Here is a 14,594-nt window from a genome sequence, read left to right as displayed (position 1 = left end):
TTACATTCCTAATTCTTGTTTCCACAGCGACATATATTGGCTGAGATTCTCTTCTGCATTCAGCTCTTGTTCGCTGCATTCTGGCTCGGGCTCTACCCTTTCCGCCATTTGAGTCGGAGTCGACCAATTCTGTATTTGCTCAAGAGTTAAGTCTTGAAAAACCAGTTCCGAGTGATGGGTATAACCTGGAGAGGTGATCTGTAAAGTGAATTTTCCTTTTGGAGGAAAACCACCGAGCTGCGCCGTCGCAAAATGTGGGTTTTCTTGGTCATATTGCAGCGCTTCACTCAGTACCCAATCACTTTCACTATCAGATATCACCGCATAATGAATAACAGGAGTATTAAAATCGATCAGCCCGGTTTCAACTGACAATTGAAAACCACTGTTTTTTCCATCCACATAAGCAATGACCGTATTACTCTGGTCATAGCTGCGAACGATGGCTTGTTGGTCACTCAGCCATGGCATGTCGTCTTCAGTCACTTTGTGGATGGCTGCGCTGTCTACATCGGAGGTGAATTGTTGTGCACTGAATGACTGTGCGTCACTGTAACTGCTTAATTCATCTAATGGCGTGCTGGACTTCTCTAGCAAACCAGCATCCGATTCTAATGCTTCAATTTGAGCAAAGCGCTTTTGCTTTGGTGAGAAAATGATCTTGAGTCCATTTGCACCCTGTTGGACTTCACCCGATATTTTGTAAGGTGCCCAGAAATGCGCCATGGCAAAACCGCTTGCACTTCTTTGTATTACCTGAGGTGTGTCCTTTTTCTTTTCTTCTTGCTCTAGGGTACGGTAATACTCGACGTCAACATCTTGGTAGTAACCTTTCTCGTTTATGGCCATCTCTCGCCAAAGCTTCCCTTTCCAGAACACATAAAGGAAACCACCACGCAAATCAGAAGCTTTTGCTTTGTCGTTGCTACCATCTAAGTAAGCCAAAGGTCTGACCGGCACCAACACGTTATCCCACTCATCCATCTGAGTCTCTTTATCAACGGGTTGCAGATCTTCGGCGAGTTTAAGCAAGATTGGCTGAGGCTGGTCGGAACAAGGAATTTTGATATAAAGCGTTTTGCCTTCAGCATCCAGATCTTTAAACGTGGCAAGGCTGCGGTGTTTGTTTTCGGTATCGGCCTTGCCTACAGTAACTTTTTCTTTTTGAGCTTTGGTTTTTCCCAACATCAAACATGCTGCATTACTAGACCACTGCCCTGCAAACTCAACAACGATTTTTTGATCTGGGCTTGGCTCAGAAGGTACATGCGTGTAACTACGAACTAAAGCAACATCATCAGTAACCTGCTTGTAACCCGCTTTAAAAACTTTGCTTTCATCCGAAGCAGATACAGAGTCAACGAGTGTTTTAAGTCTAGGGAAGCTTTGTAACTGAGAGTCCGTTAATGGCGACCTACGAGCAAAGGAAGATAATGAGACCCAACTGCCTTTCCCAAGTTCGGTTCTGATCGCTGTTAGCAATCCGCTGGTCGTTTTTTTAGAAGAAAGAGAGATCTTTTGCGCAAACTCTTTAGGGAGGTTTCTAAGGATGTCATCTGAATTTCGCAAACGCGAAAGCTGCCCTATACACTCGTCCGGTGTAAGGACATAAGATAGCTCGCTGGAGGATAGCTTCGAGCTAGGTATAAATTTGCAAACTAAATGCATTTGAATTCTCCACAACCAACATCGTAAATATGGTTGCGGTGACATTTAAGCTGATAAGGCTTACAAGTACGATTTGGTGCACTAATGCTACTAATTTAATTTATAACATTCAATCACATAGAAAAATCAACAAATAAGCTAAAAGCCAACCAAAAGACACATTAGCTAGCAAATAAGTCACTTTAACTACAGATAAAGACAAAACAACTAGACATTGAAATCAAAAAGAAGGATTCAAATAAAAGGATTTTTTTTAATTTTGAGCAGAAGTTAACAAATTCATTATTACGCAGGGAAAATATCGACTATTGGGTACTGGTCCCATGTCATCAAAAAGTTGACCTAGGAGGTAAACACCACTGACTTTAAGGTTTAATTTCGCCATGAAGTTTACTCCTTATTTAGCTTTATTTGAGTAACAGTGTGCCGTCACAAAATGATCGCCTTGTCTTTCAATTTGGCATGTGGTTTCACAACGTCCGATTTCAAGTGATGTCCACTTTCCATAATCTATTTCTTTACATTTTTCTTGCTGTGCTTCCTGATAACGGGCGAAAGCTTGTTTGTATTGAGCGTGAGCTGGTAAGGCTGGGAATTCCTGACGTAAATCATAATCAGAGAAGTCAGGCTGCAAACTCGCTGGAACAAAAAGGGAGAAGCCAGTAACACTATCGCCTTCTACAGGCGGTTTATACTGGTAAGAGAGTACATCAATCGGCGAGATCTCATCTGCCTGACGCGCTCTATACAGTCTCGGGGTAGGCGCATCCTTGCCACTTAATACGCCGAGTTGCAACGTGTAGCGGCTGTCTTTACTAGCCAAAGGTAAGGCTTTGTCGGTTGCTCGAGTATTAAATGAACGATAACTATCCTTGGTGTTGCAACTAAACGCACCGCCGTCCTCCCGCCAGTAGATATAATCTGTAACGGCATTGTACTTTCTCCGCTCTTCGGCTAAATAACATTCCTTAGGGTAATAACGCTCCTCCTTGTAATGTTGCCAGTCGCCAACTTGATAGACGAGATTGGTTTCCTCATCGGCCCGACCTAATACAATTTTGTTATGGGAAGTTCTTGCTGTTACTAGTAGCTCTTTTCCTTGATTCAAAAGTTGCACTCTTATAGGTTCATCATAAGCATGCTCGTTACCATCCAGCCATTTCTTTCTCAGTTCAGGAGAATCTGGGTTAGGTAAAGCCAACGGCAGCTCACTCATAACCATGCTTTTTGTATCAAATTCATACGCCTTACCGAGTTTCGACATATAAGCTTTACTGCTGTCAGGCAGCCAGCCACCAAAGTTACAACCGCCGCCAAAGCGTTCAATTTGGCGGGTTTTAAGATCTGCAACGGCGCAACCTTTTAACGATGCGAATAACCCCATGTTAAAAAATAAGAAGCGGCCATTTGGTGAGCGCTGCGGGCGCAAGTTTTTGGTAAACCCAACTAGGCTGCCAACTTCTTCTGGGGTCAGCAAGGTTTGCAGGTTGCTGCCGTCTAAATTCATGGTGTATAAACCAGCTTGTTTGCGGTTTTCTGCACGATAAATCTGAGTAATGATTTGCGGCTTTTCTCCGGGGTTGTCCCACTGAGCCAACGGCGCGGTGCGTGGATCTGCAACTTCCAATATCCAATCTGTTTTCTCTGATGTCCAACCATCGAAGAGCCCCATATAAGAAACTACTGTATTTAGCGCTTTGTTATATTTTTCTTGCTCCGCTTGTGCAATCGCTCTTTCATCTAACCATTGCCTAACTTGTGGGCTATAAGCACTGCCTATCCCAACGCCAGCTATGGCTAATGCGGTCAAGCCAAATATGACTTTTTTATTCATAACTTACATTCCTAATTCTTGTTTCCACAGCGACATATATTGGCTGAGATTCTCTTCTGCATTCAGCTCTTGTTCGCTGCATTCTGGCTCGGGCTCTACCCTTTCCGCCATTTGAGTCGGAGTCGACCAATTCTGTATTTGCTCAAGAGTTAAGTCTTGAAAAACCAGTTCCGAGTGATGGGTATAACCTGGAGAGGTGATCTGTAAAGTGAATTTTCCTTTTTGGGGAAAACCACCGAGCTGCGCCGACGCAAAATGTGGGTTTTCTTGGTCATATTGAAGCGATTCACTCAGTACCCAATCACTTTCACTATCAGATATCACCGCATAATGAACGACAGGGGTATTAAAATCGATCAGCCCAGTTTCAACTGACAATTGAAAACCACTGTTTTTTCCATCCACATAAGCAATGACCGTATTACTCTGGTCGTAACTGCGTACTATGGCTTGTTGGTCACTCAGCCATGGCATGTCGTCTTCGGTAACTTTGTGGATGGTTGCGCTGTCTATATCGGAAGTATACTCTTTTGCACTGAATGACTGTGCGTCACTGTAACTGCTTAATTCATCTAATGGCGTGCTGGATTTATCTAGCAAAGCAGCATCCGATTCTAATGCTTCAATTTGAGCAAAGCGCTTTTGCTTTGGTGAGAGGATGACCTTGATCGGCTCAGGCTAGTCGTAAATTGAGTTTTTGATGTAATTGAACATTAATACCGTAACAATAGCTAAATCATTGAATCAATTGGGCCTAGAGTACTTTCCTTCTTTGTTTTTCTTCCATTCGACTATGGCTCTCATCAATCCAAAAGATCAGAGAGCAAAGGTTGATTAGGGCTGTATTACACTGGTCCCATATAACTGTTTTGTTTCGAGGTTTAAGCATTAATCTGCGACGATCCTTGGAATTCGTTCAGATCGCAGCTTATTGATTTAATTCCATCGATTTAAGCAACAAAACTCCAATAAGCAACCAGTATAGTTGAAAGGGTGTTTATAAATCACACATCCAATCGAAGTAAAAACAGGATGTTTATTTACCCGTCCCTACTACTAAAAAGCGTAAAAACTGAGGAGCCTTCCCATTCAAACTTACAAACTCAAATCGTTTATAGCATTGTAAACTCAGTGACTTCTCCATCTTTGTAGATGAACTGAGTTTTTACACCGTTTTCAGTCCAAAGTAGTTCTTCACCATTAAGCTCACCTTGGGTAAAGTGGCTGGTTGACTGCGGTTTACCATTCTTGTACCAAGTTTGTTGCTTGCCTTGTTTCAAACCAGCTTGATACTCAGCAGTGCGCATTAATTGCCCATTTTTATACCAAATTGACTCTTTGCCCTGCTTAAGACCGTCTTTGTATGTCACGTCACTTTTCAGTTGACCATTCGGATACCAATAACGTTCCCGACCTTCAAGCTTCCCACTAACATATTTGGCTTGGACAGCAATGTTGCCATTTTCAAACCAGTGTTCATGTTTACCGTTATATTCACCGACAGTAAACGTAGTTCGCTGTTTCAGCTTGCCATTGCTGTAATACCAAGTTTGCGTACCTTGCTGTCGGTTATTTACGAACTCACCGCTGAATATCAGCGTACCATTACCGTCCCAACCCTGTGTTAACCCATGACGCTCACCTTGATTCATATTGATGAACCATTGCTTACGGCCATATGTGTCCCAGTATTTGGTTAATCCGTGTTTTTTACCATTGAGATACTGACCTTCCCATGCCATCTGATTAATCAGGTGTGTGTACCAGATAGCAGCGCGCCCATTCAACACACCATGCTCATAAGTATTCAACATTTTAGGGCGACCAGAATAAGTCCAAAACTTCTCTTCACCGTGCTTTTTACCGTCAACATAGGTGATTTCACTAAGCTTATTCAAAGATTGCTCAGGCTCATCTTTATCCATAAAGTACTGTAAGTCAGTGCCCGTGAAAGGTGTTGTATGACCTCGCTCATAAGCAAGCATTTCTTTTTCACCTTTAAATTCAAGAATAGCTGCATTAGCAACCAGCGGAATTAAACACAAGGCCAGCAATCCATGTTTAATAAAATGGCGTGCTTTATCGTACATACTTGTCTCTTCCAACATATAAACGCTTTTAATACTCTGTATTAGATCCATTATGATTACAGACTCCATGATTTTTCTGAATGCAACGTTCCGTCATCCAACCATTTTGTCTGCTTGCCAACGAGCTGACCTTTAACATAGTGAGCTTGCTCTTTCAGTTGACCATTGCTGTACCATTGCTTTGCTTCACCATTCAATACACTCCGATTACCCCACCTATTCTTTTCAATAACGTAACTTAGTTCACTCTTTAGTTGGCCATCCTTGTACCACGCCTTATGTGTACCAATTTCGCCATCACGAACGATAATACCTTGTGTTTTAATCTGCCCGTTACCGTACCAAGATGTTTTTGAATACCTCTCCGGATTCTTAGTCGCTTTTATCTCATGTTTTTGATTACCATTTTTATACCATTCAGCCATACCAATATAAGCTGATTTATAAGGTCCCTTTTTATTTATATCAAGGCGGTCTATCGTTTCAATACTGCCTGAGTCATACCAGGTATATTGCAAATCATCAAAGTGACCACCAAAGGTATACTTCTCACTAGAAAGTAAGTTCGTGTTTCGATGATATCGAAGCCACTTGCCGGTCAGCGTCGGTCTCATACTCAGTAATATACCCTGAGGATTATAACTTTGGATAAAACCATAGTTCTGCCCATCACGGGTACTGTATATCGAACGAATCTTACCTTTGTAATGTTCCCACTTAATCCCTTCGTATTTGCCGTCTTCTCTAAAATAAAAAGACCTCTCATTGTATCGCGCAACACCATCAATCATGTCGATATCATAATCGAGCACCATGCCGTCTTCCCTTCCGCGATTGAAATACTCTTCTCCTTTGAGGCGATGATCAGCAAAGTAGCTGCGACTTAACCCCGCTCTGGTACCGTCAACGTATTGTTCGTCGCTAGAAAGATATCGATTGCCTTGTTTATCAATATCCCATTGCTTTTTATCACCTTGGTATTTGTTATTTACATACTGCACCTCGCGATAAAGACGACCTTCACGCCAAAACTTCTGTTTGCCGTTATAAATACCATACTGATAGGTATTGAGCTCTTCGAGGTAATAGCTTGGCTGGCCTTGGTCATTCTTAACAGAACGATCTATTTTCCACTCTTGTTCAGTACCGTGTTTCTTACCATTAAGCCAATGGCTTTTTGATTCTAAGCGACCATCTTCAAACCAACTAAAGCTTGGTCCATGCTGCTTTCCATTTAAGTAATAAGCCTCAGCACGCTTAGTCCCATTATCATAAAAAGACTCTGCAACCCCGGTATAAGGGCTCTTATCTACCTTTAGTAGCGCCGTCACATCGTTTCGATTACGTATATTACGTTCAAACTCAAGGTCATTGAATGGAGTCGCCGATACCGACAATGAAAACAGTAAGCACTGACTCATTAGTGCTATTGTCATGCTTAATGACAAGGCTTTTTTATAAGGCGAGCCTAATAACAGCATTATCGTTTATCCTCTTCGTTACAAACTTCAGGGCTACGGTTACAGATGATGGGCTTCATATTCATATCAAAATCATATTTTTCGATCATGAGTTTGACCCAAGGATACACTTCCGCATCACGCTCTTTTGGCATGTATTGGTACACTTGAACTAACATGTTCAGCGCTGATGCGGATTCTTTCGCAACAAGTTTAAGATACTCAATCCCTCGCTCCCGATCTTTCTCAACTACCATGCCTTCTAAATACATGTAACCTAAGTTGTAATACGCACAGCTTTCCCCCTTAGCCTCGGCTTGTCGTAACAAAGCTAAGCCTTTCTCACCATTGGCACTGTCCTTGTGTTCAAGGCGAACATAGTCAACGCCCGCTGCGCACATTGCGCCTGGGTCACCTTGTTTTGCGCCCAACCGTCTTGCTTCACGCGCCAATTTCCAGCGCGCATCGCCCTCTTCATAAAGTTGATAGTGATCGCCTAATAGTGCACTTGCTTCACCGTCCCCCATCTCAGATGCCTTAATTAGTAACGCTTTCGCCTCATCGTAATAGCGTGTGTTGGTCAACGCTTTAGCTTTGGCAACCAACTGCTTTGACTTACTCAATGAAGTGATATCTAGTTCAGGCGCAGTTTCAGAGCAATGATTCATTACGCGGGTTAGCATTTCAGCGAGACCACTAACAGGGAAATCATCGTCAAAGTCGTTAGTCATCTGGCTGAGTTGACCTTTAGTATTGATCTCAACATGCACAGCACTGTTGCTTTTGAGTGCATCAATGAACGCCGCTTTAGGTTGAAAAAATTGTCTGTTAGCAGCAATAGTTGGTGCGTACTGGTCTGCATTTTCGCCATGCTCAACACGGTAGTAATGACGAGTTCCATCTCCAAAGGTGAACAAATAATCACTATTTTTAAGGTAGAAATCCATGTATGACTTGTTGATACCAAATTGCACTTTATGGCCATCACAAAAAGCATAGAAACCGTCTGCAACTTCCCAGTCGAATTCCGGGTCTCCGATATAGCTCGCGCCTTGAACTTGCACGTTACCATTATCATCTTCTTCAACCGTAGATGCGTAATAAATGCTCGCATCAGGTGTATAACCATGGGTGACAATGCCTTCAGTGTCACTGGATACACGTTTCTCTTTAATATCGGTATAAACAAACGGCTCATTTTGAGCATAGACATATGAACTTGCTGCAAAAGCAAGGCATGCAAGCTTGATTGATGTATTATTCATTTGAACTCTGTTTTAAAATCTTATTTACTGGAAGTAACTTTTAAGGAATGCTATCGATTCGTTTGTTACAACTAGCTATTATTGCTTCTCCAGTTAGTCCGACAAATTGCTCCATCAAAGTTGGATTTTGTTGCGGTGTAGCCGACAGCGGAGACAACTATAATCGTCAAACCCAAGCTGAGTAATATTTTCTTTTTCATTCTTAATCCATTCTTTAATTGGGTTGCCATGGCAAATACGCCCCCAACAGATTAAAAAATATGAGTATATTTCCCAGCTCTGACTTGTGGGACGCAGACAAAGAATGGTTGACAAAAATTTGAGGTTAATCAGTTAAAAGGACCTTATCATTTTGTCCCTTCAGTATTCTCAGACATCTAGAAATCATATAAATTAGACACATCGCTATAGCAGCCAATAGACTTAATTGGGTGTAAAGTAACACCTCAGTACTGCCCCAAGCCTCTCTTAATTCAGAATAATCACCAACAGCGGCGTTAATAACCACGCCAAGGGCAATAAAGAGGTATAACAACCACAATTGAACTTTATTTCTAGGGAGAGTCTTCCACGGACATCTTTCACTAGACTGAAACACTCTGATAGCCTCACTATCTGTCTTTGCATCAATCATTTCTTCTTCAACGAAAAAGCCTTCCGTTTTTAGCCTATTGATATCAGATGACGATGTTGCACTCATTAGGTCAATCGCCACCGCAATCTTATCCCGATGTAAAATAACGTAACTATTCATTAGTACTCCCATAAAAATGAGACACTTTACGTTATATCAGTTGACGATTCAGCTTTCAGTTTTACTAAAATATTAGCGAATAAGTCGCTTTCCGGACTTCCGTGATCTTGCTCGAATATTCTATATGGAAGACAAACGTCTGTGTCTGAGCCTAGGTAATAAAGCCTCACTGGAGCCAGAAAAGACTGCCTTCAGTAGGTGCTTGCAACACTCTACAGCTAACTACGGAAGCACAATAGTAACTTGAGATACAGATCCTTTGGTGACAAGCTATGTTGCTCCACTAAATCATAAGCCATCATTCGATAGCCCAACATACAAACTTATATTGAAGTCAATGCCTATTTCGCCAGTACGTAGAATATACCATTGCCACCCTATCCGTCTTTCACGCTCGACGACTGTTATACGGGGGCAAACGGTGATATACACTGAATCGATCACTTTTATTTTTGACTTTCATAAAGCTTCGGTAACGTAAAACGGTTTGCAGGGTAAATCCTTTAGAGCTATTGTAATCTAACGTAACGGCTCAGCTATCTATATTGCCATCAATTCGTTTCAGACACTAAAGTACCCAACCTTACCAGAGCTAGCGAAACTGAAGTTTTCGCCTTTAAATCAAAAATTTACGCCAAACCCAGTTTTTGTATGCCAATCAAATATTCGACCTTCATCCGTATTGTAGCTGTAGAATAAAGCGCCAAATAAGTAGATTTCATCATCGTAGGTTCTGGCCATTATTTAGCCTCCTTAAACCAGTTGCCATGATTTGCAGAGAGGTTATACACAATGGCGGGGTCTAACGTGCGGCTGTAACCCAACGGAGACCAACTCCACGCTTGTTTTGTCTGGTTGTTCTGTACTGACATCAGCATCGCGTTATAATTCGTCAAAGAAAAACGTTTATTTAGACCGATGGCATATTGCATTGCCCCATCACGCTCAATCTGTTTACCATTTGCTAAATCAACAATAAACACATTGTGATAGTTGCGATTAGCCGCCCAAACGATGTCCCCTTCTGGACTGATCGCCGTATAATGCGCTTTTGCTTTATTAACAGGTAACTTTTTCCCCCATTGAACCAATTTTACAAGCTCATGAGTCTTTTCATCAATGATTCCAGCTCCAACATCTCCCACCTCATAAATCAACCCGCCTTTTATAAATCCTGTACCGAATATTTGTAAATCCGTTTTTTCCGCCTCACCTTTAGCAATATCCCACTTATACACCACACGCCCCACCTTACCCGTGCGGTAATAAACGTAGCTGCTATCTTCCGCCCACAGGAAACCCGGAATACCAGCTAAACGATGCGGCAAGTCAATTAATTTTTGCTCTTTTAAATCAAAAAGATGTATGTCAGGTCCGGAGTTCAGTGCAACGTAACGATTATTTGGTGAGCGACTGGTTTTGTATCGAGTGCTGGATGCCTTTCCAAGATAGGGTAAATCTGTCACCAAACGCAGGTCCGTACCATCGGTCTTCATACTCCAAACTTTTACACGCCCTTCGTACTCATCGTACATTGGGTCTGGTCCATATCCTTGATCGTCTGATAAGTTTGCCCAAGTAAACTGAACGCGTGGCAAATCGTAAGAACTCGCGTCGTTTAAATCTTCCCTTGGCCATTCTTTGGCACGATGGATAAAGTAACGAGGAAAGTCACGTTGTTGATAAGTCGCAGAGCCAGATTTACGGACCTTGCTCTGCTCCATGGTGTAGTAGTTATGTTCACCCACGTAAGTGCGGCCGTCATCTTTACAACCCGCTATCGATAAAGCAGTAAGTAACAGTAATAGTATTTTTTTCATGGTTTAACCTAGCAATTCTGAAATGGGTACATTTTCTTCTACAACAACAAGACGTTGGCTACCGGTGGAGAGGCTCGAATGAACACCTCGAACAATATCGACGTTCTTGACCTCTGCCGGCGGGAATGCAAAACGCAGCGTCATATAACCATCGTCGTCTTTCATCGCTGAACGAAAGTACGATTTGTGAATCCAATCGTGTTCTATGTTACGAAGCCCAAAGAAATCGTCCGGTTGATCTGTCAAAGGCTCGTGAAGGTAACGTATAGAAGGCAAAGCGCCTCTTGGAGCCAACTTAAGCCCCGCGATATTGCTTTCTTTATGTTCGTTGATGATTCCACTGCCAGTCCCTGTCGATGCGGTACCGGAAACTGGAATAATATTCTCACCCGCATTATCAAAGCTTTGGGATGAGGAGTATATTTGCAACTCTGAAAGAGACTTAGCAATTGAAGCAGGATCACTCTCTAGCTCAGACAGTTCCGTGTTTGTCAAAGCCAACTCGGAATAATGGATATAACATTCTTGTACTTCTCCCGCGACTTTATATGGCACCCAAATATGCGGTAGAGGAACACCTTGTGCAATACGCAAACCATCTTTGCCAGCTTTATAAGGGCTTAGCGCCGTTTTAACAGTGATAGGATCAATATCTAATTCTGGAAAAACAACATCTACTTCCTCATCTACAAGGCGGAATACCCTAGCACCTTGATCAAGGCTTAGATGTCCCGAATACACTTTCTGACCGGATTGATAAATCTCAAATGGTTCTTCGCCAATATAGTAGTCTGGTACAAGGTTTGCCCCATCAATGTTGACATGTCGTGTTTTCATCGAGGATTCAGGATCATTATTTCTGTAGTACTCTAAATCGACATCAGCAAAGTAGCCTTTTGTTGTAACTTCAACCTCTCGCCAAACTTTGTTATTCCAGATTACATAGAAATAACCTTCTGCAACCAACTCATGTCCATTTGTGCCCTCTAGCATAGGTAGCACAGGCACTAACACGTTATCCCACTCATCCATCTGAGTTTCTTTATCAACGGGTTGCAGGTCTTCGGCGAGTTTAAGCAGGATTGGCTGAGGCTGGTCAGTGCAAGGGATTTTGATATAGAGCGTTTTGCCCTCAGCTTCGAGATCTTTAAATGTCGCGAGGCTGCGGTGTTTGTTTTCTGTATCAGCCTTGCCTACAGTCACTTTTTCTTTTTGAGCTTCGGTTTTTCCCAACATCAAACATGCCGCGTTGCTAGACCACTGCCCTGCAAACTCGACAACAATTTTTTGGTCTGGGCTTGGCTCAGAAGGTACATGCGTGTAACTGCGAACTAGAGCAACATCGTCAGTAACCCGCTTTAAAAACTTTGCTTTCATTCGAAGCAGATACAGAGTCAACGAGTGATTTAAGTCTAGGGAAGCTTTGCAGCTGAGAGTCCGTCAATGGCGACCGACGAGCAACGGTAGATAATGACACCCAATTGCCTTTTCCCAATTCGATTCTTATAGCTGCTAGCAATGCGCTGGTCGTTTTTTTGGCAGAGATGGAAATCTTTTCGCCAATTCTTTAGGGAGGTTTCTAAGGATGTCATCTGAATTTCGCAAACGCGAAAGCTGTCCTATACACTCGTCCGGTGTAAGAACATAAGATAGCTCGTTGGAGGATAGCTTCGAGCTAGGTATAAATTTGCAAACTAAATGCATTTGAATTCTCCACAACCAACATCGTAAATATGGCTGCGGTGACAATTAAGCTGATAAGGCTTACAAGTACGATTTGGTCTGCGTATCCTACTTACTTAGCCATTTATTTTCAAAGAGATAGAAAAATCGCCCGAAATCAAAAACACCAAAAAAATGGTCATTTTTGCTATCAAAACATGCAATTTGACCACTATAAAAGCCAGTAACATCACCCACTCTGTCAAAATGGTAAAATCTTACTATCTAAAAAATTTAATTTATGGACTGAAGTTAACAAAAATCGTAGTAACGTGCGCTTCAGGTAAGTACGAGGAAATTCAGAAGTTTATGAGGTGCCCTCCTCAGCAACAAACAACAAATTGACTGTTACTGAGGAAGTTTAAATAAAAAGGTGAGCGCATTACGCACTCACAAAAGTAACTGCTCTGAAGCTTGCTAGGATTAAATTTGCTTCATCGCGAGTTAAAGAGGTGAGGTATTACCCATCGACCTCATGCAGAACACTATACTCAAAGTATAGAAACGATCGTAAATATATAATATTTAAAAAGATTTTCAACACGACACATTCACCACAGCACCTGCCGAGCGACCATCACAATCACGTCATACACACCTAAAAGCAACATTGGCCTAGTTATTATAGTTATTCAGCCTTGTATTAAGACGATTCATTAATTCGAGTAACTTATCAATAAAGGCAATTATTTTGATAAATATCACAAAAAGTCCCAAAGAAATAAAGCGAGCTAAACGCTCGCTTTATTTATGCCGCATTTTTTAAAGTTTTGTTATCACTAAAATATCGGTTGTAAACAGCACCTAAGGAGGCTGTACTTGCGAAACGATCATAGTTAAATGTTGCTTGAGCCCCTTCGGCAGAGGCGGAAAGCTTGTTGGTACCATTTACATAAATCGTCACTACCCCCTCCTTCAGTCCTGAAAGATCTAAATCAGTTGTCCATGAGTCTGAAAGCACGGTTGCCATGCCTGTGGCTTCTGTACCATCAGCGTCGACTGCTTTGATATCTATGAACTCACCATCTTCAAATCGTTCACTGCTACCACTTACTGTCACGCTTTCCACTCCAGTAACATCGTTGATAGCGTCTAGGTGTATTGTCGGTGTAATTGGCATGGAGTAAGCCGTGCTCTGACTACCGGTATTCCCTGATAAGTCTTGGTAGTCACGAACAAGCAACCCCACATTGAGCTCTGACGTGCTTGGTACCACCACATCACCAGTCCAAACACTTGGGTCCGCGGTTGCCATTAATGAAGTGATCGTTGTACCACCTAACTCCGCCGCTGCGGACTGCAGATCTTTATCGAATTCTAGCGTTACCGTCACGCTTTGGCTGATGGCTTGGTGCTCAGGCGTAAACGTCACGTTAGTCAGCGTTGGCAAAGACTGCGCCAATGTAAAACTCTGGCTTTCACTTACTTCAATGCCCGCTGAGTTCGTCCCCGTCACCATCACGGTATAAGTGCCGTTGGTTTGGTGACTCATATCAATCGCGTCACTGGTCCAATTGCCACCGGCTTGTACCGTCGCACTGCTGCTTTTCAATACCGTCGCGCTGCCTTGGGCTTTTACTTCAAGACGCAGGGACTGACCATCAAAACGTGTCGACGTACCTTCAAATTGTAGCGTGGCTGCATGCGCTTCATCCACATTACCCACTGGCGTAATAGCTAAGGTTGGCGTGATCGGCATGGAGTAAGCCGTGTTCTGACTACCGGTATTCCCTGATAAGTCTTGGTAGTCACGAACAAGCAACCCCAATTTGAGATCCGACGTGCTTGGTACCATCACATCACCAGTCCAAACACTTGGGTCCGCGGTTGCCATTAATGAGGTGATCGTCGTGCCACCTAACTCCGCCGCTGCGGATTGCAGCTCTTTATCGAATTCCAGCGTTACCGTCACGCTTTGGCCGATGGCTTGGTGCTCAGGCGTAAACGTCACGTTAGTCAGCGTTGGCAGAGACTGCGCCAG

Annotated in this window: 8 protein-coding genes and 2 pseudogenes; all 10 read right to left on the bottom strand. The window is 42.7% G+C overall.

Annotated elements, in window-relative coordinates; genetic code table 11:
* Positions 1 to 1,668, bottom strand: a complete 1,668-nt coding sequence (locus R7E29_RS06820) for a hypothetical protein (protein ID WP_213906668.1) — start codon at positions 1,666 to 1,668, stop codon at positions 1 to 3.
* A 397-nt stretch (positions 1,669 to 2,065) separates the two neighbouring features.
* Positions 2,066 to 3,502: a hypothetical protein gene (locus tag R7E29_RS06815; protein WP_213906669.1), complete on the bottom strand. Its 1,437-nt coding sequence runs from the start codon at positions 3,500 to 3,502 to the stop codon at positions 2,066 to 2,068.
* Between the two features lie 3 nt (positions 3,503 to 3,505).
* Positions 3,506 to 4,171 (bottom strand): annotated as a pseudogene (locus R7E29_RS06810) (hypothetical protein); the annotation flags it as partial.
* A 443-nt stretch (positions 4,172 to 4,614) separates the two neighbouring features.
* Complete coding sequence (locus R7E29_RS06800; RefSeq protein WP_228010132.1) at positions 4,615 to 5,592, bottom strand: toxin-antitoxin system YwqK family antitoxin; 978 nt, start codon at positions 5,590 to 5,592, stop codon at positions 4,615 to 4,617.
* Between the two features lie 56 nt (positions 5,593 to 5,648).
* Entirely contained in the window at positions 5,649 to 7,073 is a 1,425-nt protein-coding gene (locus R7E29_RS06795) for a toxin-antitoxin system YwqK family antitoxin (RefSeq protein ID WP_053304432.1), read from the bottom strand.
* On the bottom strand, positions 7,073 to 8,317 hold the full coding sequence (locus R7E29_RS06790) for a tetratricopeptide repeat protein (protein WP_017635775.1): 1,245 nt from the start codon (positions 8,315 to 8,317) through the stop codon (positions 7,073 to 7,075). The genes R7E29_RS06795 and R7E29_RS06790 overlap by 1 nt, the downstream gene beginning before the upstream one ends.
* A 325-nt stretch (positions 8,318 to 8,642) precedes the next feature.
* Positions 8,643 to 9,071 (bottom strand): hypothetical protein, encoded by a 429-nt coding sequence (locus R7E29_RS06785; protein WP_017635776.1) that lies wholly within the window; start codon positions 9,069 to 9,071, stop codon positions 8,643 to 8,645.
* Between the two features lie 740 nt (positions 9,072 to 9,811).
* Positions 9,812 to 10,891: a hypothetical protein gene (locus R7E29_RS06780; RefSeq protein ID WP_213906670.1), complete on the bottom strand. Its 1,080-nt coding sequence runs from the start codon at positions 10,889 to 10,891 to the stop codon at positions 9,812 to 9,814.
* Between the two features lie 3 nt (positions 10,892 to 10,894).
* A pseudogene (locus R7E29_RS06775) lies at positions 10,895 to 12,595 on the bottom strand (hypothetical protein).
* Positions 12,596 to 13,361: 766 nt separating this feature from the next.
* On the bottom strand, positions 13,362 to 14,594 hold a 1,233-nt coding region (locus R7E29_RS06770), incomplete at its 5' end, for a tandem large repeat (protein WP_318082506.1).

The organism is Vibrio sp. Vb1729 (assembly GCF_033338655.1).
GTDB lineage: Bacteria > Pseudomonadota > Gammaproteobacteria > Enterobacterales > Vibrionaceae > Vibrio > Vibrio alginolyticus.
This window is presented reverse-complemented; position numbering and strand designations above follow the sequence as displayed.

What these genes read in the sequence shown, in the direction of transcription:
- R7E29_RS06820 (WP_213906668.1), bottom strand. Translation starts at nt 1,668, where the DNA reads ATGCATTTAGTTTGCAAATTTATACCTAGCTCGAAGCTATCCTCCAGC.
- R7E29_RS06815 (WP_213906669.1), bottom strand. Translation starts at nt 3,502, where the DNA reads ATGAATAAAAAAGTCATATTTGGCTTGACCGCATTAGCCATAGCTGGC.
- R7E29_RS06800 (WP_228010132.1), bottom strand. Translation starts at nt 5,592, where the DNA reads ATGTACGATAAAGCACGCCATTTTATTAAACATGGATTGCTGGCCTTG.
- R7E29_RS06795 (WP_053304432.1), bottom strand. Translation starts at nt 7,073, where the DNA reads ATGCTGTTATTAGGCTCGCCTTATAAAAAAGCCTTGTCATTAAGCATG.
- R7E29_RS06790 (WP_017635775.1), bottom strand. Translation starts at nt 8,317, where the DNA reads ATGAATAATACATCAATCAAGCTTGCATGCCTTGCTTTTGCAGCAAGT.
- R7E29_RS06785 (WP_017635776.1), bottom strand. Translation starts at nt 9,071, where the DNA reads ATGAATAGTTACGTTATTTTACATCGGGATAAGATTGCGGTGGCGATT.
- R7E29_RS06780 (WP_213906670.1), bottom strand. Translation starts at nt 10,891, where the DNA reads ATGAAAAAAATACTATTACTGTTACTTACTGCTTTATCGATAGCGGGT.